Genomic DNA, 20,217 nt, shown 5'->3' with positions numbered 1-20,217 from the left:
AATCGCATAGGGAGAACAGATTGTCATCCTGACGAAAGTCAGGATCCATTCGGGGCTCCGTCTGCGCTTTTTCAAGGAGCGGAGCGGCTGAATGGATCCCAGCCTTCGCTGGGATGACGGCGTCTATGGGTTGCCCAACGCCATATGCGGTTCCGCTTCCGCGCAGCCCAGGGCGTTGCCTCACCCGCCGGGCGTCGCGCTCGACCCCGCCAGCAGGCCGCCATCGATGGTGAATTCGGCGCCGGTGACATAGGCGGACTCGTCCGCAGCCAGCATTGCGGCGACCGCGGCCACCTCTTCGGGCAGTCCGAAGCGGCGCAAGGGCGTATCGGCCACCAGCGCCGCCATGCGCGCTTCGCGGTCCGGCCCGGTGCCCAGCATCGGCTCCCACATCGGCGTCAGGATCGCGGCGGGGTGGATCGAGTTGCAGCGAATCTGCCATCGCTGCTGCGCGCAATAGAGCGCGACGCTCTTGCTGTGGTTGCGCACCGCCGCCTTCGACGCGGCATAGGCTGCGGCCATCGGTATCCCGACGAGCCCCGAGCGCGACGAGATGTTGATGATCGAGCCCGCCCGCCGGGCCTTCATCGCGCCGATCGCATAGCGGCAGCCCAGGAAGGTGCCATCCAGGTTGACGCGATGCACCGCGCGCCACTGTTCGAGCGAGGCATGTTCGGGATCGTGCGGCACCGGGCCGTCCTCGAAGCCGGTGATCCCGGCATTGTTCACCACGACGTCGGCAGTGGGGACGAGGCGGGCGAGTTGCTCCCAGTCGCGTTCCTCGGCAACGTCGAGCGCGACGAAGCAGCAGCCGATCGCCGCGGCGGCAGCGTGTCCGGTTTCTTGGTCCCTATCGGTGAGGATCACCTCCGCGCCTTCGGCATGGAAGCGGGCGGCGATGGCGTGGCCGATGCCGCGCGCTGCGCCGGTGACGACGCAGGTCTTGTCTTGTAGTCTTTGCATGTTGGTCTTTCAGAGGATGTGCGGGGGCGCGACCCGTTGGCTGCGTTTACCGATTCCGCCTCAGCGGTGCCGCTGGATCATCGTCGAAAGACTCCTTCTTCTGCGATACGGCCCTGCCGTGACCTATCCCCGCAGCCGCTCGATCGCCTGGGCCAGCGCGACATAGAGCTTGCCCATGTCGGACGACAGCAACGTGACGCCGAGCGGCGAGCCGTCGCGCAGCGTCAGTATCTGGCGCAGCATCGCTTCGAAATCGTGGATGTAGCGATTGACGTTGTCGCGGAAATCGCTGTCCTCGTCATATAGCCGGACGATCTCGCGCGTGTCGCCGGGGTCAAGCAGGCGCACCGCGCGGCGGGTGAAGACGCCGCGATCGCCCTTGAGATAGGCCGACCAGGCGCTGTCGGTGACGTCGACCGAGAATGCCTTGGCGATGTCGATCGACGCCGAGTTCATCGCTTCGATCAACAGCGATACGCGCCGCGCGAACTGGTCGCTGTCGGCGGCTTCGCGTTCGGCGCGCCCCGCTGCGATCTGCGCCTCGACCTGCGCGGTCGATTCGGCGAGCGACCGCATCTGCTGGGCCAGCTTTTCGGAGGCGCGCGCGGCGGCGTGGACGGCTGCCTCGGTCGTGTCGGCCAGTTCGGTGAGCTGGCGGCGGATCGAATTGTCGATCGCGCGCTGGAGCGCGGTCCCGCTCGCCTCTTCCAATGCGCGCGCGACGCCGGGGACGATGCCCACCAACGCCTGTCGGCTATGTTCGGCGGCGGCGGTTGCGGTCTCGCGCACGCGGAGCAGCGCCTCCGCCAGTTGCGGTGCCGCAGTGTCGGCGAAGCTGCGCGTCGTCGCGATCGTCTCGTCGACGATCTGGCCCAGCATCTCGGCCTGCTCGCCGCCGGTCGCGAGCGTATCGAGCAGCGAAGCCTGGGTCTTGGCGAGGGTATCGCGTTGCTGGGCGACGACATCGGCAATCGCCTCGATCGCGTCATGCGTGCTCTCGGCGGCGGTGACGAGCGCGAGCAGTTCGGGCTTGGCGCCCGCCACCACCTTGCGGCTCGCCGCGATCCGGTCGTCGAGCCGGGCCAGCGCCTCGGGCAGGGTTTCGTCGATCTCGCGCGCCGATGCGTCGAGCGCGGTCAGCAGATGGTCGGCGGTGCCGATCACCTGCCGCGCCAGGGTGTCGCCCGTCACCATCGCTTCGGACATGGCGTCGACCGAGCCGTGGAGCGCGCTGATCGAGGCGGCAAGGTCCCGGGTGCGGCCCGTGCCCGCAGTGTGGAGCGCCTGAAGCTCGCGGTCGAGGCGGTCGACGCCCGAGGACAGACCGGCGAACAGCGTATCGCCGCGGCCCTGCTCCTCGGCGAGGCGGGTGCCGACGCGACCGATCGCGTCCTCGATCGTGCGCAGCCGCTCGGCCAGCGCATCGGCGGTGTCGCGCCCCGCGCGATCGAGCGCGGCCTGGTTGGCGCCGAGCATCGCCAGGATCGCCTCGCCCTGCGCGGCGATGCCCCGCCGCGCCTCGTCGACGGCATGGGCGGCGCGATCCAGCACGATATCCACCTCGGCGGACATTTGCTCGGTCACGCGCTCCAGCCGCGCGCTCGCGGTCTCGCTGGTCGCTTCCATGCGCGCGATGTGCGCGGCCAGCCGCTCGGCAGCGCCGCCAGCGACTGCATCGGCCTCGCGCCCGCGCTCGGCCAGCGCCGTCAATTGCGCGTCGAGCGCCGAGGCGTGCTGGCTGGCGAGCAGCCCGGCGGTATCGACGCGCTCGGCCAGCCCGCGCATCTCGTCCTGCGCTTTGGGCAGCGACGACAGCACGACGTCCACGCGGCGTTCGGCGTCGGTCGTGGCGTCGCCCAGCGCCCGGGTGCTTGCGTCGATGGCCCGCGACTGCGCGCTGATGCTGTGCGTTACCGCCTCGATCCGCTCGGCAGCACGATCGCCCATTGCGATCAGGATGTTGGTCTGTTCGGACAGCGCCGCGCGGTTTGCGTCGATGCGGCGCGCCAGCGTGCCGACGACGCGCTCGAGCATCGCCGCCTCTTCGCGCATCGCGCGGGCGCTGGCGCCGAAGCGGCGGGCTTCGGCGCGGCTGGTTCGGAGCGCGATCAGGTAGAGCAGCGCGATCAGCGCAGGCGGGACGCAGAGCGCGCCGATCAGTTGCACCGTCGCCACGGGGGGAAGCCCCGCCTGGAGCGAGGGCCAGGCCAGTGCGAGCATCCCGCCGATGCACGCGATCGCGACCAGCAACGCGAGGGCCGGGAATATCCAGCGCAGCGTGCCCGCAGTCGCTTCCGCTTCGTCGAAGGTGAAATCCAACGGCTCTGCGCCGCCAAAGGCTTCCGCCTCCGAAAGGAGCTGCGGCACGTCGTCGTGCGTGGCTTCGCGAATGGATATCGCCGGTTGTCCCCCAATCATGGGATGCATTTACCACAGTTTGCAGCCGCACCAACAGGGGGGCGCTCGATGGAAACGAAGGATTAAGGCTAATCGGCTATCCGAGTCGCATGGCTTATGATCCCGGTGCTATCGATGCGACACTGGCCGCGGCAGTCGGCGACGAGCCTGCGCTGATCGCGGAGTTGCGCGAGGCGTTTCTGGACGGCGTGCGGCGCTGTCTCGAAACGATGAAGTCTGCGGACAACGCCGATGCCTGGACGACGTCCGCGCTTCGGCTGAAAGGCCTCGCGGCGAGCTTCGGCGCGATCCGGCTGATGTCGGCGGCGTCGGAGGCGGCGACCGGGCAGCCGCATGACAGCGCCGTCTTGCGACGATTGCACCGCGCTTTCGAGAGGCTGTAAGCGCCGGTCCTGCTGGCCGACAATTAACGCTTCCGGCTAAGCTCGCGCATCGCCGCGTCCAGCCCGGCCAGCGTCAGCGGGTACATCCGGTCCTGCATCAGTTCGCGGATCAGCCGGACCGACTGGGTATAGCTCCAATGCGCCTCGGGCAGCACGTTGAGCCAGACGGCGGCGGGATAGGTGTTCACCAGCCGCTGCATCCACGCCGCGCCGGGCTCGTCGTTGAAATGCTCGACCGATCCGCCGGGGTGGCTGATCTCATAGGCGCTCATCGACGCATCGCCGACGAAGATCAGCTTATAGTCATGGCCATATTTGTGGAGGATGTCCCAGGTCGGGGTGAGTTCGGCATGGCGCCGGCGATTATCCTTCCACACGCCTTCGTAGACGCAGTTGTGGAAGTAGAAGAACTCCAGGTTCTTGAACTCTGCCGTCGCCGCGGAGAACAGCTCCTCGCACAGCTTGACGAAGGGGTCCATCGACCCGCCAACGTCGAGGAAGAGCAGCAGCTTGACGGCGTTGTGGCGCTCGGGACGCATCTGGACGTCGAGCCAGCCCTGGCGCGCGGTGCCGGCGATCGTGGCGTCGATGTCGAGCTCGTCCGCCGCGCCTTCGCGCGCGAAGCGGCGCAGGCGGCGTAGCGCGACCTTGATGTTGCGGGTGCCGAGTTCGCGGCTGTTGTCGAGGTTGCGGAACTCGCGGCCTTCCCACACTTTCAGCGCGCGGCCGTGCTTGCCTTCGCCGCCGATCCGGACGCCCTCAGGGTTATAGCCGCCATTGCCGAAGGGGGAGGTGCCGCCGGTGCCGATCCATTTGCTGCCGCCCTCATGCCGGGCGTGCTGCTCCTCCAGCCGCTGCTTGAGAGTCGCCATGATCTCATCCCACGACCCCAGCGATTCGATCCGCGCCATTTCCTCGGGGGTCAGGAATTTCTCTGCCACCGCCTTCAGCCAGTCCTCGGGGATGTCGGCGGGGGCGGTGCCATAGCTGGTCGCGACGCCGCGAAATACCTTGGCGAACACCTGGTCGAAGCGGTCGAGCAGCCCTTCGTCCTTCACGAAGGTCGCGCGGGCGAGGTAGTAGAATGCCTCGGGCGTGCGCTCGATCACGTCGCGGTCGAGCGCTTCGAGCAGGACGAGATGCTCCTTCAGGCTGGCGGGGATGCCGGCGGCGCGAAGCGCGTCGATGAAGGACAGGAACATCGCGCCAGTCTAGGGCCGTACCTCATACAGCGTCCAGTGGCTGCCGGAGAGGCCGCGTGCGCGGGCCTGGGCGATCGGGACATAGCGGCTGCCGCAGCGCACGGGGGTCGCGGGAAAGTCTTGGCCCTCGAAGCGATCGATGAACAGGAAGCGCGGCGCGGGGCAGTCCGCCTTGGCGATGGCCAGCGGGAACCGCGCCGCCGCCGCCGCATAGACGAGGATCGGCAACCCCTGTTCGCGTTCGATGAACACCCGTGCGCCTGCGGGTGCCCGCGCCTGCAGCGCGCGGATCGCCGCGCCGGGATCGCCGCGCTGGTTGCGGATCAGGTCGATGTCGCACGCGAGGCTGCCGACGGCGAAGGCCGCCAGCCCAGATGCCGCCGCCCAGCGCTTCCATCCGCCCGCGATGAGCCCGATCCACGCGATTTCGGGTACGAGCAGCAGCAGCGCCAGCGATACGAGCAGATAATAGCGGGCAAAGACGACATTGCCCGGATGGAGCAGCGCGATCGCGGCGGGGAAGGCGAGGATCGCGAGCGCCGAGAACCAAAAGCGCGAGGCACCCATGCACCGCGCCACGATCACCAGCGCCGGGACGATGGCGAGCCAGGCGATTCCGAGAGCCGGAACGCCGAGCGTGTAGCCCGCCATGTCCGACAACCCTTGCAGATACTGGGTCCAGGTGAAGGGGGACCAGGCGCCGAAGGTAAACCCCCTGGGGGTGCCCATCGCCGCGCCCCAGATAATCGCGGCGACCAGCAGGAGGGCGACGACGCTGGGCGCGAGCAGCTTTGCCGATCCCGCGAGCGCGCCGCGCAGTCCCTTGCGTTGCCAAAGTGCCAGGAACACCCAACCCGCCAGCGCGCAGAAGCCGAAGACCATGATGAGTTGCGAGAAGGCGCCGAGGAAGAAGCACAGCGCCAGCGCCGTCGCGGGGCTGCGTTCGGCATCGCCTGCAAGCCAGCGATCGGTAAGGAGGATCGCGACCAGCATTGCGAACGCCATCGGCGCATAGCCGCGCGCCTCGCTGCCCAGCGTGACGAGGATCGGCGAGAGGGCGAAGGCAATCGCAGTGATCAGGCCCAGCAGCGGCGCGCGCCGGGCGCCAAGCACTCCGGCGACGAGGATCATCGCGGTACCGGTGGCGATCGAGAGCGCACGCGCGAGCGGCGGGGCAGCGCCAAAGCCGACTGCCTGCATCCAGAGCGAGTTCAGGTGATGGTTATTGTCGTGGTTGATCTGAAGGAACACGCCCATTGCGGTCCCGGCGTCGCGCGCCTGGATCGCCGATGCGGCCTCGTCCAGCCACAGCCCGCCCAGCGCCCCCGCCAGCCGCAACCCGAACCCGACCGCGGCGATCACGCCGAGCCACAGCCACCAGCGGCGACGCTCCATGATTTCCCCCATCATCGCGGGCGTGATGCCGCGCGGGCGATGTGGGCACAAGGGGGCGGAAGCGCCCGCCGGGCGATGGGTTTCCCCCCTCCCTGGCGGGTGAGGATTATTTACGATGCCGCTTACCCAACGCCTTCTCCCAAACGCAGAGAGAGTCGAGGCCGGCTAAATGCCCCGCCCGATGCTGACCGAGGTGCCAGGGGCGGTTGCTTGCCGCGTCGCTAGTGTGGCAAGCTCGTCACGTGTTCGGCCTCCCCCCGCCCCATACCCACGATCCCCGGAGCGGAAAGCCAATGGCTCCCGACAGTTGGAGAAACCTCTCGCTCGAGATTTGGACCACCCGGGTGACGGCGACCCTGTTCTTCATCGGCTGCTTCATGATCACGACCAGTGACAGTGGAGATCGCGCGCGCCAGTCCCTGATCCTTGGAGCCCTGGCCGCACTTTTGCTGCTGCGGAACGAGTTCCTGGCTTCTGCCCTACGCCGCCGTCGCGGAGAACTGGCAGTGGCGGTGCAGGACTATGAACGCCTGCTCGCCAGGGCATGTCGATAGTGCCCAGGTCGCTCCACCTCTACACCATCCCCCCGCATCGCGCCTTTGCCGACGCGCTGGCGATCGGGTTGATCCGGCGGTTCGGGGGCGATCCGCTGAAGCTGGCGCGCGGGTTGGTGCTGGTGCCCAATAATCGCGCCAAGCGGGCGATTCAGGAGGCGTTCGTGCGGGCCAGCGGCGGCGGGCTGTTACTGCCCCGGCTGGTCGCGGTGGGCGATCCCGAATTGGACGAGGCGGTGTTCGATGCCGCGAGCGAGGCGCCGGTGCCGCCCGCGATCGATCCGCTCCAGCGACGGATGATCCTCGCGCGGCTGATCCAGGCGGCGGGGGCGCCGGTGGATGCGGCGGAGGCGGTGCGGCTGGCGGGCGAACTGGCGACGACGTTCGACCAGTTGCTGGTCGAGGAGGTTGCCCCGCACACCCTTCATACCATTGAAATTGCACAAGAATTATCCGCGCATTGGGAGCGGTCGCTGGCGCTGTTCGATGCGGTGCTCGACGCATGGCCCGCCGAGCTGGAGCGGCTGGGGCGGATCGACATGGTCGAGCGGCGTATCCGCCTGATCGACCGGCTCGAGCGACGCTGGCGCGCCACCCCACCTGGCGGGTTCGTCTGCGCGGCGGGGGTCACCGGATCGGCGCCCGCGATTGCGCGGCTGCTGCGCGCGGTGGCGGAGCTGCCGCAGGGGATGGTCGTGCTCCCCGGGCTGTCGACCGCGATCAGCGATGCCGAATGGGATTTGCTCGGCCCGCACGCCCCCGATCCGGTCAGCGGTCGGCGGCGGCGCAATATCGAGAGCCATCCGCAATTCCACCTCAAGCTGCTGCTGGAGCGGATGGGCGTCCACCGCAGCGAGTTCGACCCGTGGCGCGTCGCCAGCGACCATGACGCCCCGCCTGCGCGCAGCAAGGCGATTGCCTCCGCGATGGCGCCGCCCGAGCTGACGCATGGCTGGACCGCGCTGCCCGCCGCCGAGCGGCGGCTGGACGGGGTGCGCGCGCTCGAAGTCGCGACCCCGGCGGAGGAGGCGCAGGCGATTGCGCTGGCGCTGCGCGAGGCGCTGGAGACGCCGGGGCGGACTGCGGCGCTGGTGACTCCAGACCGCGTGCTCGCGCGGCGGGTGGCGGCGCATTGCGCGCGCTGGGGGCTGGTGATCGACGATTCGGCGGGGCAGCCGCTATCGATGCTGCCGCCGGGCACGCTGCTGCTCGCCATCGCCGATGCCGCCGCGCAGGGCTTTGCGCCGCTGCCGCTGCTGACGTTGCTCAAGCATCCGCTGGTGATGCCCGACGCTCGGCTCGCGTGGCTGGAGGGTGCGCGCACGCTCGACCGCGCGCTGCGTGGGCCGCGCCCCGCGCCGGGGTTGGCCGGAGTCGACCGTCATCTGGCCGAGCAGGACGGGCGCGAGGGGCATTTGCGCGCCGCCGCCGAGCGCTGGTGGCCGACCGCGCGCGCGCTGCTGGCGCCGCTGGAGGCGCTGTTCGCGGGTGGGCCCGCACCGCTGCCCGCGCTGGTGGCGGCGCTGCGCGAGGCGGCGCAGGCATTGGGCGGCGATGCGCTGTGGAGCCGGGCCGATGGCCGCGCGGCGGCGGACCTGCTCGACGCGCTGGAGCGCGAGGCGGTGCATGGCCCGGCGCTGGCCGAGCCCGAGGCGCTGGCGCCGCTGCTGCGCACGCTGATGGCCGAGACGGCGGTGCGCCCGCCACAGGGGGGGCACCCCCGGCTGGCGATATTGGGGCTGCTCGAGGCGCGGTTGCAGACCGCCGACCTGATGATCCTGGGCGGGCTCAACGAAGGCGTATGGCCGGGGCTGCCCGCGCCCGATCCGTGGCTCGCGCCGCGCATCCGCGCCGAACTGGGGCTGCCGGGGCTGGAGCGGCGGATCGGGCTTTCGGCGCATGATCTGGCGAGTGCGCTGGGTGCGAAGCAGGTGCTGCTGACCCGCGCCCGACGCGACGCGAGCGCGCCGACGATTGCCTCGCGCTTCTGGCTGCGGCTGGAGGCATTGTCGGGGGGGCTGGAGCGCGCGGGCGAACTGGCCGCATGGCTGCGCGCGATCGACGATGGCGGCGTCGCTGAACCTGCCCCGCGCCCCGCGCCCGCGCCCCCGGTGGCGGCGCGGCCCAAGGCGCTGTCGGTGACAGAGGTCGACCGGCTCAAGGCCGATCCTTACGCCTTTTACGCCCGCCGGATGCTGCGGCTGATGCCGCTCGACCCCGTGGACGCCGATCCCAGCGCGGCGTGGCGCGGGACGGCGGTCCATGCGGTGCTCCAGCGCTGGTTCGAGCTGGACGGCTGCGCGCCCGAAAAGCTGCGTGCCCGTGCCGAGGCGATGCTGGTCGATGAGCCCACCCACCCGATGATGCGCGCGCTGTGGCAGCCGCGATTGATGGAGGCGATCGACTGGATCGCCGCGCAGATCGCCGCCGATCCTTCGCGCAAGGTTATTGCGGTCGAGACGCGCGGGGTGATCCCGTTTGCAGGGGTCGAGCTGAGCGGGACGTTCGACCGTATCGACCGGCTGGCGGACGGCAGCCTGGCGATCGTCGACTACAAGACCGGCAAGCCGCCGAGCCTGGCAGCGGTGCGCGAGGGGTTCAGCCTCCAGCTCGGGCTGCTCGGGCTGATCGCCGAGCGCGGCGGGTTCGAGGGGGTCGAAGGGCGGGCGAGCGCGTTCGAATATTGGTCGCTGTCGCGCAACCCGCGCGGCGGATTTGGCTATGTCGAGAGTCCGTGCGACACGCGGCGGCGCGATTACCTGCCCGCCGACGATTTCGTCGATGCGGCGGTCGCGCAGTTCGAGGGTGCGGCGCGGATGTGGCTGACGGGGGACGAACCCTTCACCGCCAAGCTCCACCCCGATTATGCGCCCTATGCCGAGTATGACCAGCTGATGCGCCGCGACGAATGGTATGGCCGTGACTGAAGTCCGCGCGCTCCATGCGCTGAAGGGCAACCAGAAGCGCGCCAGCGATCCCACGCGCCATGTCTGGCTCTCCGCATCGGCGGGGACGGGCAAGACGCAGGTGCTGGCCGCGCGGGTATGGCGGCTGTTGCTCGCGGGGACCGATCCCGGCGCGATCCTGTGCCTGACCTTTACCAAGGCGGGCGCGGCGGAAATGTCCGAGCGGATTACCGGGCGGCTGGCGCGCTGGGTGCGTGCGAGCGACGCCGAACTGGTCGCCGACCTCACCGCGCTGGGGGAAAGCATTTCGCCCGAGGGCCGGTCGCGGGCGCGGACCTTGTTCGCCAAGGTGCTCGACGCGCCCGGCGGCGGCATCCGTATCCAGACGATCCACAGCTTCTGCCAGTCGCTGCTCGCCGCCTTCCCGGTCGAGGCGGGGCTGGTGCCCGGCTTCCGCCCGCTCGACCAGCGCGAAGAGGCGGTGCTGGCGCGCGAGGCGCTGGCCGAGATGCTGGTCGATGCCGAGCGCGAGGGGCGCAGCGGGCTGATCGATGCGGTCGGCGCGCTGAGCCTGAGGCTGGGCGAGGGCAAGGCGGAGGCGTTCCTGAAGGCCTGCGCGCACGCGGCGGAGGCGATGGATGCGCTGCCGATCGGCATCCAGCCGTTCCTGCGCCGCGAAATGGGGCTGCCCAGCGGCGACATTGGCGAGGCCGTCGAGGCGGCGTGCTGCGACGATGCGTTTGACATCGCAACGCTGCGACAGATTGCGCGGATGAACGCCGATTGGGGGACCAAATCGGGGCTGGCGCGCGCCGAGGAAATCGCGATGTGGCTGACGCTGTCGCCCGCGAAGCGTGCGCTTCGTCTGGGCGAACTGCACAGCGTATGGTCCACCGCCAAGGGCGAACCCCGCTCGTTCGGCAAGGGGCAGGCGCCGAAGGACCCCGATTATGCCGAGCTGGCGATGCGGCTCCACGGGCACTGCGCCGCGCTGGTCAATCTGCGCGTGCAGGCGGCGTTCGCGGACCTGCTGGCGCGTGGGCTGGAGGCGGGGCGGACCTATGCGCGGACCTATGCCCAGGCCAAGAGGCGGGTGGGCGCCGTCGATTTCAACGACCTGATTCGCCGCACCGTCGAATTGCTCGGCCAGCCCGGCATGGGCGAATGGGTGCGCTTCAAGCTCGACCAGGTGACCGAGCATGTCCTGATCGACGAGGCGCAGGATACCAACCCCCAGCAATGGGCGATCGTCAGCGCCATCGCCGACGAATTCTTCGCCGGGCAGGGCGCACGCGGCGACCGGGTCCGCACGCTGTTCACCGTGGGCGATTACAAACAGGCGATCTTCGGCTTCCAGGGCACCGACCCGATCTATTTCCGCGCGGCGTTCGAGCGGTTCCTCGCCAAGTCGCGCATCCGGCCCGAGTTCGATGTCGAGATGGGCGAACTGGAGCCGCTGTCGCTCACGCATAGTTTCCGCTCGACTCGGCCCGTGCTCGAATTCGTCGACGCCGCGCTGGGGGCGCTGCCCGATCCCGGCATGGGCGCGCTGACCGACCTCGAGCCGCACGCCAGCGAAGTGCCGGGACCGGGGAGCGTCACGCTGTGGCCGGTCACGGTCGAGGGCGGGAGCGAGGCCGAGGAAGAGGAATGGGTCGGCGACGCCACGCGGAAGCTGGCGGGCGACATTGCCCGCGCGATCCGTGGCTGGCTCGACCAGGGGCTGATGCTCGAGAGCAAGGGCCGCCCGCTCGCGCCCGAGGATGTGATGATCCTCGTCAAGCGGCGCGGCGAACTGGCCTCGCTGATCGTCGCGCGGCTCTATGCCGAGGGGGTGCCGGTGGCGGGGGTCGACCGGCTGCGGCTCAACGCGCCGCTGGCGGTGCAGGATCTGCTGGCGGCGATGCGCTTTGCGTTGCAACCCGAGGATGATCTGTCGCTCGCGTCGCTGCTGGTATCGCCGCTGATCGGGTGGAGCCAGGACGAATTGATGGCGGCGGCGGTGCGCGATCGCGGCGGGTTGTGGCGGCATCTGCGCGCGACCCAGCCTGAGGAACGGCTGGCGCCACTGTACGAGCTGCTCCGCCGGGCGGATGTCGCGACGCCGCATCGTTTCCTCGAGGAAATCCTGTCGGGGCCGATGCAGGGGCGGCGCAAGCTGCTCCACCGGCTGGGCGAAGAGGCGCGCGACCCGATCGAGGAACTGGTCAACGCCGCGCTCAATTTCGAAAGCGTCGCGACGCCGTCGCTCCAGCGCTTTCTCGACTGGTTCGATCGCGGCGATGTGGAGATCGTGCGCGACGCCGCGCAGCCGCAGGGCGCGGTGCGGGTGATGACCGCGCATGGGGCGAAGGGGCTGCAGGCGCCGCTGGTGATCCTTGCCGATGCGACCGTGGACCCGACGCGGAGCCCGCGCGATTTCCTGCTCTGGGCGCCCGCGGGGCATGACGGCCCGGCCTTCCCGATCTTCCGCCCGCGCGCCAGCGAGCGGGGCGGGGCGCTCGATCCGGTGGTCGAGGCGGTCGACGCGCGCGAATTGCAGGAACATTGGCGGCTCTTCTACGTCGCCGCCACGCGCGCCGAGGAGCGGCTGGTGGTCGCGGGTGCGCTGGGGCCGATGGCCAAGGGCGTGCCGCCGGAGAAGAGCTGGTACGCCGCCTGCGCGCGGGCGCTCGATGCGTTGGGCGTGCCGCAGGAGGAAGGCGCGCGGGAGTTTCGGGGCAGCATGATGCTGGCCCCGGTCGCGGCGAAGGCGCGCGATGCGAAGGCGGCGGCGCCGGTTGCCGCGCTGCCCGATTGGGCGCGCCGACCCGCCCCGCTCGAGGCCCGCCCGCCGCGTCCGCTCGCGCCGTCGTCGCTGGGTGACGACAGCGTCGCCGATCCGCCGCCCAACCCGGCGATGCGCGCGGCGGCGGAGCGGGGGCGGCTGCTCCACGGGCTGTTCGAGCGGCTGCCCGCCGTGGCGCCAGCGGAGCGCGCGGCGGCGGCGGAGCGCTGGCTCGCTGGATCGGCGGGCGTGGCGGATGCGGGCGCGCGCGCCGCGCTGGTCGCGGCGGCGCTGGCGGTGACCGAGGATGCGCGCTTCGCCGCGCTGTTCGGGCCGGAGTCGCTGGCCGAGGCACCGATCGCAGCGGTGGTCGGCGGGCTGGTGGTGGCGGGAACGGTCGACCGGCTGGTGGTCGAGGCGGACCGGGTGCGCGTGGTCGATTTCAAGACCGGCCGCCGCGCCCCCGCGAGCCCCGAGGCGATCCCAGCCTATCATCTGCGCCAGATGGCGGCCTATGCCGCCGCGCTGGAGGTGATCTTTCCGGGGCGGGTGGTGGAGGCAGCGTTGCTCTACAGCGCGGGGCCGGTGCTCCACATCCTGCCGCCGGCGCTGCTGGCGGCGCACAAGCCCGGCTTGGCCCCTTCGGAGCAAAGCTTGGCCCTGCGCGCTTGAGCCGGGCGCGCTGCGCACATAGATAAGAGCCCAAGACCTTCTCAGGAGAAATTGCATGGCCACCCAGGCGACCACCGATGCCAGCTTCGAAACCGACGTCCTCCAGGCGAACACCCCCGTTCTGGTCGACTTCTGGGCCGAATGGTGCGGCCCGTGCCGGATGATCGCGCCTGCGCTGGAAGAAATCGCCGAAGAGCTTGGCGACAAGATCCAGATCGTGAAGCTCGACATTGACGCGAACCCCGATGCGCCGACGCGCTATGGCGTGCGCGGCATTCCGACGATGATCCTGTTCAAGAACGGCCAGCAGGCGGCGACCCAGGTCGGCGCGATGCCGAAGAACGCGATCAAGCAGTGGATCGAACGCGAGCTTTGATGCGGTTTGACCGGCCCGGGCAACATGTCCGGGCCGGTTTGTCCATTATTCGCGCCAATAGTCATGCCGCTCCCGCCCGTCGAAACCGGCCGGATTTTAGGCAGCAGCGCTTGAAAGCTCTTTCCTGACCCGCACGGACACGGGTCATTGCGACCGAGTTTTTCCACCAGCTCCACGTCGCCATGCACGAAGCGCAGGCCGCGCTTTACTCTGGTTTCAGAGGGGTATCCCCTACGACGCTTACTTGTCGTCTCGAAAGCAGGGGAGGTCGTCGCGATGCGTAAGGTTAGCCATGTGAGCCTCCTTTAGTTGCCGCCCAATACAGGCGGTGCGCGTATCTGCCATGAAACGGGCGGAGTTCAAGCATCTTTGTGGGCTGGGCTGACCGGCAGTTTCCGTGCCGGCTAGCGATACCCTTAGCTCCGATAATCCGCGTTGATCGAGATATAGCCGTGCGTCAGATCGCACGTCCACACCGTCGCGCGGCCCTCGCCCAGCCCCAGTTCGACGCCGATCTCGATCTCGTGGCCCTTGAGATGCGCCGCCACCGGCGCTTCGTCATAGCCTTCCACCGCCAGCCCGTCGCGCGCGACCTGCGTCGTGCCGAAGCGGATCGCTAGCTGATCGCGCTCGGCGGGTTCGCCGGCCTTGCCCACCGCCATCACGACGCGGCCCCAATTGGCGTCCTCGCCCGCGATGGCGGTCTTGACCAGCGGCGAATTGGCGATCGACATTGCGATGCGGTGGGCGCTGCGGTCGCTTGTCGCGCCCTCGACGGTGATTTCGATCAGCTTCTGCGCGCCCTCGCCGTCGCGCACGACCAGCAGCGCGAGCTGGCGGCACAGATCCGCCAGCGCCGCGAAGAAGGCGTCGGCACCGTCGTCCTCGGCGCTGACGATCGGGGCATTGCCCGCAGCGCCGGTCGCGAACGCCAGCACCGTGTCGCTGGTCGACGTGTCGCCATCGACGGTGATGCACGAGAAGCTGCGGTTGTTCGCATGCGCCAGCGCGCTCTGGAGGAACGCGGAGTCCACCGCCGCGTCGGTGAAGATGAAGCCCAGCATCGTCGCCATGTCGGGCGCGATCATCCCCGAACCCTTGATGATCCCGACCAGGTTGACCGTGCGCCCGCCGACCACCGCCTGCGTCGTTGCACCCTTGGCAAAGGTGTCGGTGGTCATGATCGTCGCGGCGGCGTCTTCCCACCTGCACGGCGCGGCGGCGAAGGCGGCGTCGAGCCCGGCCTCGGCCTTGTCGATCGGCAGCGGCACGCCGATCACCCCGGTCGAGGCGACGAACACGTCCGATGGCGAACAGCCGATCCTCCCGGCGATGCGCGCGGCGATGGCCTCGACGGCGGCGCGGCCCCGGTTGCCGGTAAAGGCGTTGCTGTTGCCCGCATTCACCACCAGCGCGCGCGCCTGCCCCAGCACCAGCGCCTTGCGGCACCATTCGACTTCGGGCGACGGGCATTTGCTCTGGGTCAGCACGCCCGCGACGGCGGTGCCGGGATCGAGCGTGATGAAGGTCAGGTCGCAGCGGTCCCAGCTCTTGTAGTGCGCGCGCGCGACATGCGGCGTGACGCCGGCAATGGCGGGCAGCGCGGGGAAAGGAAGGGCGAGCGGGGAGCGATCGGTCGACATGGCCGCCCGAATAGGCGCGCACGACGCCGGGGGGAAGGGGGTGCGGCAGACAGGTCTGCATGACCTTTTGTCAGGTGTTATTGACAGCCTGTGCCAGGATCGGCATGTTGGTCAGGTAAACATGACATCGAGTCGCGTTTACCTGACCAGTGTGGAGCGACTTTCGCGATGAAGAATCGGCTCAAGGTCCTGCGTGCCGAGCATAACTGGAGCCAGGCCGAACTGGCGGGCCGGCTCGACGTCTCGCGCCAGGCGATCAATGCGGTCGAGACGGGGAAGTTCGATCCGTCGCTGCCGCTGGCGTTCCGTATCGCGCGACTCTTCGCGCTGCCGATCGAGGAGATTTTCGATGACGAGCACCAGAATGGATGACGCGAATTGGGGCGAGCGCCGGCTGAGCGCGCGCGACCGGCGGCGGCGGGCGATCCGCGCCGCGATGGTGGTGGGCGCGATCGGTTTTGGGGTGTTTGCACCCCGGCTGGTGCCGCCGGGGCCGGACGCCGCGCTGGTCAAATTCCTGCTCTCGCTCGGCTATGCCGTGGCGATCCTCATCGGCGGACTGGTGCTGTGGCGCCAGACCGACGAACTGGAACGCCGCCGCGCGATCCATGCCGCGGCGGCGATGGGCTTTACCAGCCTGTTCGCCACGGTGCTGGTGATGCTGGCCGCGCCGGTGTGGGGGCTGCGGAATCCAGCGATGCTGATCTTCGGGATCAGCCTTGCCGCCGGCGGGGCGACGTGGATCGTCCAGCGCTTTCGCCACTGAGGCCCCTCGACAGGCGGGCGGTAGCGCGGCAGTGTCGGCGCTCGCTTGGGGGAGCGGGTATGCGACATTGCGTGCGGGGCGTGGGTGCGATCGGTGCGCTGTGGGCGATGATCGCCATGTTCCCGGCAGCCGCGCTGGCGCAGGAAAAGGTCGCCGTGCCCGCCAAGCCGCTGAACATGCGCGAGTGGATCGGCTCGGACGATTATCCGCCGGCGGCGATTCGCGCCGGGGCTGAAGGCACCGTCGGCTTCGAGCTGCTGATGACTGCCGATGGGATGATTTACGACTGCAACGTGACCGAACCTTCGGGGAGCGACGAGCTGGACGAAGCGACCTGCGCGCTGGTGCGCGAGAGGGCGAAGTTCGAGCCCGCGAAGAACGCGGCGGGCAAGCCAATCGCTTCGCTTTATAAGACCCGCGTGAAGTGGAAATTGCCGGACGTTCCGCGTGCTGCGATCGACGATTGGCATGGAATCGCGGTCGTGAAACTTGATGCGCAGGGCGAAGTAGCGGGTTGCGAAGATCGCTCTACCGGGCAGGCGCCGCCCTTTGCTGGCGATCCGTGCGATTCGATGGCAGCGGGCGTGTCGCAGCAATTGCTGGATCGGATCGGGCAGCAGGGCAAGCCGCAGACGCTGACCATGGAAGTGGTGTTCGCAATGGAAGGCCGTCCGGTCCCTGCGCTGGCGCTGGCCGCGCCGGGGCAGATCGCGATTGGCCGCCTCGATGCCGCGTTCGAGATTTCGGAGAGCGGAGAGGTAGAGAATTGCAAGCCCGTGGTCACGGGCGCGGAGGGCAATCTGGCAGGGCTGCCGAGCCCGTGCGGCATGCTCACCGACAAATTCGCCCCCCCGGTCACCGAAGGTGGGGAACGCCGACGCAGCGGCGGCAGGTTGGTGATCGCGATGTCGCGCCGGTCGTGACGGGTTGTAGGCGCCTCGATTGCCGCTTTCTGAGTCGACGAAACGCCCCGCAATCCCTATGTCGCAGTTTCCGCGCGCTTTGTCGGCGCCCGGGGTGTGACGTCGCTTAGGGACTGAATTGGAACTGCTGCTCCTCCTGACTGCGTTTTTCGCCAGCCTCACCGGTGTCGGTGCGGGCGAGGGCGGGGTGCGTCAGGTTCAGGGCGTGGCGGTGGTCCGTGCGGCGGAACGGGCGCAGGCGGCGGTGTTGCCCGCGCGCCGCGCGCTGCCTGCGGCGATCGCGGCTGCGGCGTTCCGGCCCGATGCAAACCTCCCGCTGGTACGCGATTTCGCGGCGCTGGTCGCGCAGCGCCTGCCGTTCGAGCGTCGGCTCGAGTGAGCCCCCGCGCGGCCTGAACTCCGGTCGCGCCCTTCTTCGCATACCGCACGCTGCGGGCGCCGGCCGTGAAGGCGCGCCTGCCCGAAACCCATTCAAGATACGACAGGAATTCCCCATGCTCGGCGGCCTGGCCAAGACCTTTTTCGGTTCCTCGAACGAACGCTATGTCAAGTCGCTCGGCGCGATCGTGCAGAAGATCAATGCGTTCGAACCCGCAATCTCGGTGATGAGCGACGACCAACTCGCCGCGCAGACGATCAAGTTCCGCGAGGCGCTGGCGAATGGCGAGAAGCTCGACACGCTGCTTCCCGAAGCCTTCGCCACGGTGCGCGAGGCGGCGAAGCGCGTGCTCGGCCAGCGGCATTATGACGTCCAGATGATCGGCGGCATCGTCCTCCACCGCGGCGAGATTGCGGAGATGCGCACGGGCGAGGGCAAGACGCTGGTAGCGACGCTCGCCACCTATCTCAACGCGCTGCCGGGCGAGGGCGTCCATGTCGTCACCGTCAACGACTATCTGGCCGCGCGCGACGCGGAGTGGATGGGCCGCGTCTATCGCTTCCTGGGGCTGACCACGGGCACGATCATCCCGAACCTGAGCGACCAGCAGCGCCGCGACGCCTATGCCGCCGACATCACCTATGGCACGAACAACGAGTTCGGCTTCGACTATCTGCGCGACAACATGAAGTACGACCGCGCGTCGATGACCCAGCGCCCGTTCAATTTCGCGATCGTCGACGAGGTCGACTCGATCCTGATCGACGAGGCGCGCACGCCGCTGATCATCTCTGGCCCGACCGACGACCGCAGCGAGCTGTACAAGAGCGTCGACCTGGTCGTGAAGCGGCTCGTCCCCACCGATTACGACAAGGACGAGAAGCAGCGCACCGTCGTGCTGACCGAGGATGGCACCGAGAAGGTCGAGCGGATGCTGGAGGATGCCGGCATCCTGGTCGGCGCCAACCTGTATGATTTCGAGAATACCCAGGTCGTCCACCACCTGAACCAGGCGCTGCGCGCGAACGTGATGTTCAAGCGCGACATCGATTATATCGTGAAGGACGACAAGGTCGTCATCATCGACGAATTCACCGGCCGCATGATGGACGGGCGCCGCTGGTCCGAGGGGCTGCACCAGGCCGTCGAGGCCAAGGAAGGCGTCCAGATCGAGCCCGAGAACCAGACGCTCGCGTCGATCACCTTCCAGAATTATTTCCGCATGTACCCCAAGCTGTCGGGCATGACCGGCACCGCGGCGACCGAGGCGGCGGAATTCTACGACATCTACAAGATGAACGTCGTGACGATCCCGACCAACCTGCCGGTCAAGCGCGTCGACGAGGAAGACGAGTTCTACAAGACTACCGAGGAAAAGTTCGGCGCGATCGCCAAGAAGATCCGCGAGCATTCGGCCAAGGGCCAGCCGGTACTGGTCGGCACCGTGTCGATCGAGAAATCCGAGCTGCTGTCGGCGTTTCTCACCAAGGAAGGCGTCGAGCATGCCGTGCTGAACGCGCGGCACCATGAACTGGAGGCCGGGATCGTCGCGCAGGCGGGCCGGCTGGGCGCGGTGACGATCGCCACCAACATGGCGGGGCGCGGCACCGACATCCAGCTGGGCGGCAATCTGGAATTCCGCGTCGAGGAAGAGCTGGGCGAGATGCCCGAGGGGCCGGAGCGCGACGCCGCGGTCGAGCAGATCAAGCGCGAGATCGCCGCCGAGAAGGCGCGCGTGCAGGAAGCCGGCGGGTTGTTCGTGCTCGGCACCGAGCGCCACGAAAGCCGCCGCATCGACAACCAGCTGCGCGGCCGTTCGGGCCGCCAGGGCGATCCGGGGCTCAGCCGCTTCTACCTCAGCCTCGACGACGACCTGCTGCGCATCTTCGGATCGAACACGCTGTTCGCCAAGATGATGCGCAACAATATCGAGGATGGCGAGGCGATCGGCAGCAAGTGGCTGACCAAGGCGATCGAGACCGCGCAGAAGAAGGTCGAGGCGCGCAACTACGACATCCGCAAGCAGGTCGTCGAATATGACGACGTGATGAACGATCAGCGCAAGGTGATCTACGAGCAGCGCGCCGACATCATGGATGCCGAGACGGTGGGCGAAGTCGTGGTCGACATGCGGCTCGAGACGGTCAATGCGATCGTCGGCGAGGCATGCCCGCCCAACAGCTATCCCGAGCAGTGGAACGTCACCGAGCTCAAGGAAAAGGTCGCCGCGACGCTCAACGTCGATGCGCCGGTCGACGAGTGGATCAAGGCCGAGGAAGCGATCGAGCCCGAAATGGTGGAGGAGCGCATCCGCGCCGCCGCCGACGCGCTGATCGAGGAAAAGGCCGCCGAGCTGGAGCCGGAGACCTGGACCCAGATCGAGAAGTCGATCCTCCTCCAGAATCTCGACCATCACTGGAAGGAGCATCTCGCGATGCTCGACGCGCTGCGCCAGGTCATCCACCTGCGCGCCTATGCGCAGAAGACCCCGCTCAACGAATATAAGCACGAAGCGTTCGCGCTGTTCGAGCGGATGCTGTCGAACATCCGCGAGGACGTGACCCGCACGCTTGCCTTCGCCCAGTTCCGCATGCAGGAGGCGCCCGCGCTCCCCGAGCTGCCCGATTTCCTGACGACGCATATCGACCCGCTGACCGGCGAGGACGATACCTATGACTATGACGGCGGTTCGGCCGGGCTGGTGACGACGCGGCTCCCGCAGCTCGGCATTCCCCAGCCGAGCGGCGGCGAATTCGGTACCGATCCGTCCGAATGGGTCGGAGTCGTGAGCCGCAACGCGCCGTGCCCCTGTGGGTCGGGCCGCAAGTACAAGCATTGCCATGGCGCGCTGACCTCCTGAACGCAGGCCC

16 protein-coding genes are annotated in these 20,217 nt (G+C 68.7%); 10 read left to right on the top strand and 6 right to left on the bottom strand.

Features of this window, described 5'->3' with window-relative positions:
* Window positions 1-180 precede the first annotated feature (180 nt).
* Complete coding sequence (locus tag TS85_RS08795) at window positions 181-963, bottom strand: SDR family oxidoreductase (RefSeq protein ID WP_044331674.1); 783 nt, start codon at window positions 961-963, stop codon at window positions 181-183.
* A 123-nt stretch (window positions 964-1,086) separates the two neighbouring features.
* On the bottom strand, window positions 1,087-3,381 hold the full coding sequence (locus TS85_RS08790) for a coiled-coil domain-containing protein (RefSeq protein ID WP_044331673.1): 2,295 nt from the start codon (window positions 3,379-3,381) through the stop codon (window positions 1,087-1,089).
* A gap of 89 nt (window positions 3,382-3,470) precedes the next feature.
* On the opposite strand from TS85_RS08790, the gene TS85_RS08785 reads away from it, so the two are divergent.
* Window positions 3,471-3,764 (top strand): Hpt domain-containing protein, encoded by a 294-nt coding sequence (locus tag TS85_RS08785; RefSeq protein ID WP_044331672.1) that lies wholly within the window; start codon window positions 3,471-3,473, stop codon window positions 3,762-3,764.
* Between the two features lie 23 nt (window positions 3,765-3,787).
* On the opposite strand, the gene TS85_RS08780 is transcribed toward TS85_RS08785, so the two are convergent.
* Window positions 3,788-4,966 (bottom strand): vWA domain-containing protein, encoded by a 1,179-nt coding sequence (locus TS85_RS08780; RefSeq protein WP_044331671.1) that lies wholly within the window; start codon window positions 4,964-4,966, stop codon window positions 3,788-3,790.
* 9 nt (window positions 4,967-4,975) lie between these two features.
* Complete coding sequence (locus tag TS85_RS08775) at window positions 4,976-6,361, bottom strand: hypothetical protein (RefSeq protein WP_162184708.1); 1,386 nt, start codon at window positions 6,359-6,361, stop codon at window positions 4,976-4,978.
* A 293-nt stretch (window positions 6,362-6,654) separates the two neighbouring features.
* On the opposite strand from TS85_RS08775, the gene TS85_RS08770 reads away from it, so the two are divergent.
* Genes TS85_RS08770 through trxA form a run of 4 tightly spaced genes read left to right on the top strand, consistent with a single transcriptional unit; the run spans window position 6,655 to window position 13,636 of the window.
* Complete coding sequence (locus tag TS85_RS08770; protein WP_044331669.1) at window positions 6,655-6,915, top strand: hypothetical protein; 261 nt, start codon at window positions 6,655-6,657, stop codon at window positions 6,913-6,915.
* Window positions 6,906-9,842, top strand: a complete 2,937-nt coding sequence (addB, locus tag TS85_RS08765; RefSeq protein ID WP_044331668.1) for a double-strand break repair protein AddB — start codon at window positions 6,906-6,908, stop codon at window positions 9,840-9,842. The genes TS85_RS08770 and addB overlap by 10 nt, the downstream gene beginning before the upstream one ends.
* Window positions 9,829-13,260, top strand: coding sequence for a double-strand break repair helicase AddA (gene addA, locus TS85_RS08760; protein WP_044331667.1), 3,432 nt, complete (start codon window positions 9,829-9,831; stop codon window positions 13,258-13,260). Before addB ends, addA begins: the two co-directional genes overlap by 14 nt.
* A 55-nt stretch (window positions 13,261-13,315) precedes the next feature.
* Window positions 13,316-13,636 carry a thioredoxin gene (trxA, locus tag TS85_RS08755; protein WP_044331666.1) on the top strand — a complete coding sequence of 107 codons (321 nt, stop codon included), beginning with the start codon at window positions 13,316-13,318 and terminating at the stop codon, window positions 13,634-13,636.
* Here the strand turns inward: trxA and TS85_RS26405 are convergent.
* Together TS85_RS26405 and argJ are read right to left on the bottom strand one after the other, a co-directional pair.
* Window positions 13,519-13,803, bottom strand: a complete 285-nt coding sequence (locus TS85_RS26405) for an SEC-C metal-binding domain-containing protein (protein ID WP_227698792.1) — start codon at window positions 13,801-13,803, stop codon at window positions 13,519-13,521. The genes trxA and TS85_RS26405 overlap by 118 nt on opposite strands.
* A gap of 249 nt (window positions 13,804-14,052) precedes the next feature.
* Window positions 14,053-15,279: a bifunctional glutamate N-acetyltransferase/amino-acid acetyltransferase ArgJ gene (gene argJ / locus TS85_RS08750; RefSeq protein WP_044331665.1), complete on the bottom strand. Its 1,227-nt coding sequence runs from the start codon at window positions 15,277-15,279 to the stop codon at window positions 14,053-14,055.
* A gap of 168 nt (window positions 15,280-15,447) precedes the next feature.
* Here argJ and TS85_RS08745 point away from each other — a divergent pair, with 168 nt between their 5' ends.
* From TS85_RS08745 to secA, 5 genes are all read left to right on the top strand, one after another.
* Window positions 15,448-15,651, top strand: a complete 204-nt coding sequence (locus TS85_RS08745) for a helix-turn-helix transcriptional regulator (protein ID WP_044331664.1) — start codon at window positions 15,448-15,450, stop codon at window positions 15,649-15,651.
* A complete protein-coding gene (locus TS85_RS08740) occupies window positions 15,629-16,045 on the top strand; it encodes a hypothetical protein (protein ID WP_155006347.1) in 417 nt (138 codons plus the stop codon). The genes TS85_RS08745 and TS85_RS08740 overlap by 23 nt, the downstream gene beginning before the upstream one ends.
* Before the next feature lie 59 nt (window positions 16,046-16,104).
* Window positions 16,105-16,968: an energy transducer TonB gene (locus tag TS85_RS24050; RefSeq protein WP_077228532.1), complete on the top strand. Its 864-nt coding sequence runs from the start codon at window positions 16,105-16,107 to the stop codon at window positions 16,966-16,968.
* A 118-nt stretch (window positions 16,969-17,086) separates the two neighbouring features.
* A complete protein-coding gene (locus tag TS85_RS08730; RefSeq protein WP_044331662.1) occupies window positions 17,087-17,347 on the top strand; it encodes a hypothetical protein in 261 nt (86 codons plus the stop codon).
* A 115-nt stretch (window positions 17,348-17,462) separates the two neighbouring features.
* Window positions 17,463-20,207, top strand: a complete 2,745-nt coding sequence (gene secA, locus TS85_RS08725) for a preprotein translocase subunit SecA (RefSeq protein ID WP_044331661.1) — start codon at window positions 17,463-17,465, stop codon at window positions 20,205-20,207.
* The last annotated feature ends 10 nt before the right edge of the window (window positions 20,208-20,217 follow it).

The organism is Sphingomonas hengshuiensis (assembly GCF_000935025.1).
GTDB classification, from domain to species: domain Bacteria; phylum Pseudomonadota; class Alphaproteobacteria; order Sphingomonadales; family Sphingomonadaceae; genus Sphingomonas; species Sphingomonas hengshuiensis.
Note: the sequence above shows the minus strand (reverse complement) of the source record. Positions and strands in the feature narration are given on the sequence as shown.

Excerpts from the sequence above, each read along its gene's own strand:
- TS85_RS08795 (WP_044331674.1), bottom strand. The coding sequence starts at position 963 with ATGCAAAGACTACAAGACAAGACCTGCGTCGTCACCGGCGCAGCGCGC.
- TS85_RS08790 (WP_044331673.1), bottom strand. The coding sequence starts at position 3,381 with ATGATTGGGGGACAACCGGCGATATCCATTCGCGAAGCCACGCACGAC.
- TS85_RS08785 (WP_044331672.1), top strand. The coding sequence starts at position 3,471 with ATGGCTTATGATCCCGGTGCTATCGATGCGACACTGGCCGCGGCAGTC.
- TS85_RS08780 (WP_044331671.1), bottom strand. The coding sequence starts at position 4,966 with ATGTTCCTGTCCTTCATCGACGCGCTTCGCGCCGCCGGCATCCCCGCC.
- TS85_RS08775 (WP_162184708.1), bottom strand. The coding sequence starts at position 6,361 with ATGGAGCGTCGCCGCTGGTGGCTGTGGCTCGGCGTGATCGCCGCGGTC.
- TS85_RS08770 (WP_044331669.1), top strand. The coding sequence starts at position 6,655 with ATGGCTCCCGACAGTTGGAGAAACCTCTCGCTCGAGATTTGGACCACC.
- addB (WP_044331668.1), top strand. The coding sequence starts at position 6,906 with ATGTCGATAGTGCCCAGGTCGCTCCACCTCTACACCATCCCCCCGCAT.
- addA (WP_044331667.1), top strand. The coding sequence starts at position 9,829 with ATGGCCGTGACTGAAGTCCGCGCGCTCCATGCGCTGAAGGGCAACCAG.
- trxA (WP_044331666.1), top strand. The coding sequence starts at position 13,316 with ATGGCCACCCAGGCGACCACCGATGCCAGCTTCGAAACCGACGTCCTC.
- argJ (WP_044331665.1), bottom strand. The coding sequence starts at position 15,279 with ATGTCGACCGATCGCTCCCCGCTCGCCCTTCCTTTCCCCGCGCTGCCC.
- TS85_RS08745 (WP_044331664.1), top strand. The coding sequence starts at position 15,448 with ATGAAGAATCGGCTCAAGGTCCTGCGTGCCGAGCATAACTGGAGCCAG.
- TS85_RS08740 (WP_155006347.1), top strand. The coding sequence starts at position 15,629 with ATGACGAGCACCAGAATGGATGACGCGAATTGGGGCGAGCGCCGGCTG.
- TS85_RS24050 (WP_077228532.1), top strand. The coding sequence starts at position 16,105 with ATGCGACATTGCGTGCGGGGCGTGGGTGCGATCGGTGCGCTGTGGGCG.
- secA (WP_044331661.1), top strand. The coding sequence starts at position 17,463 with ATGCTCGGCGGCCTGGCCAAGACCTTTTTCGGTTCCTCGAACGAACGC.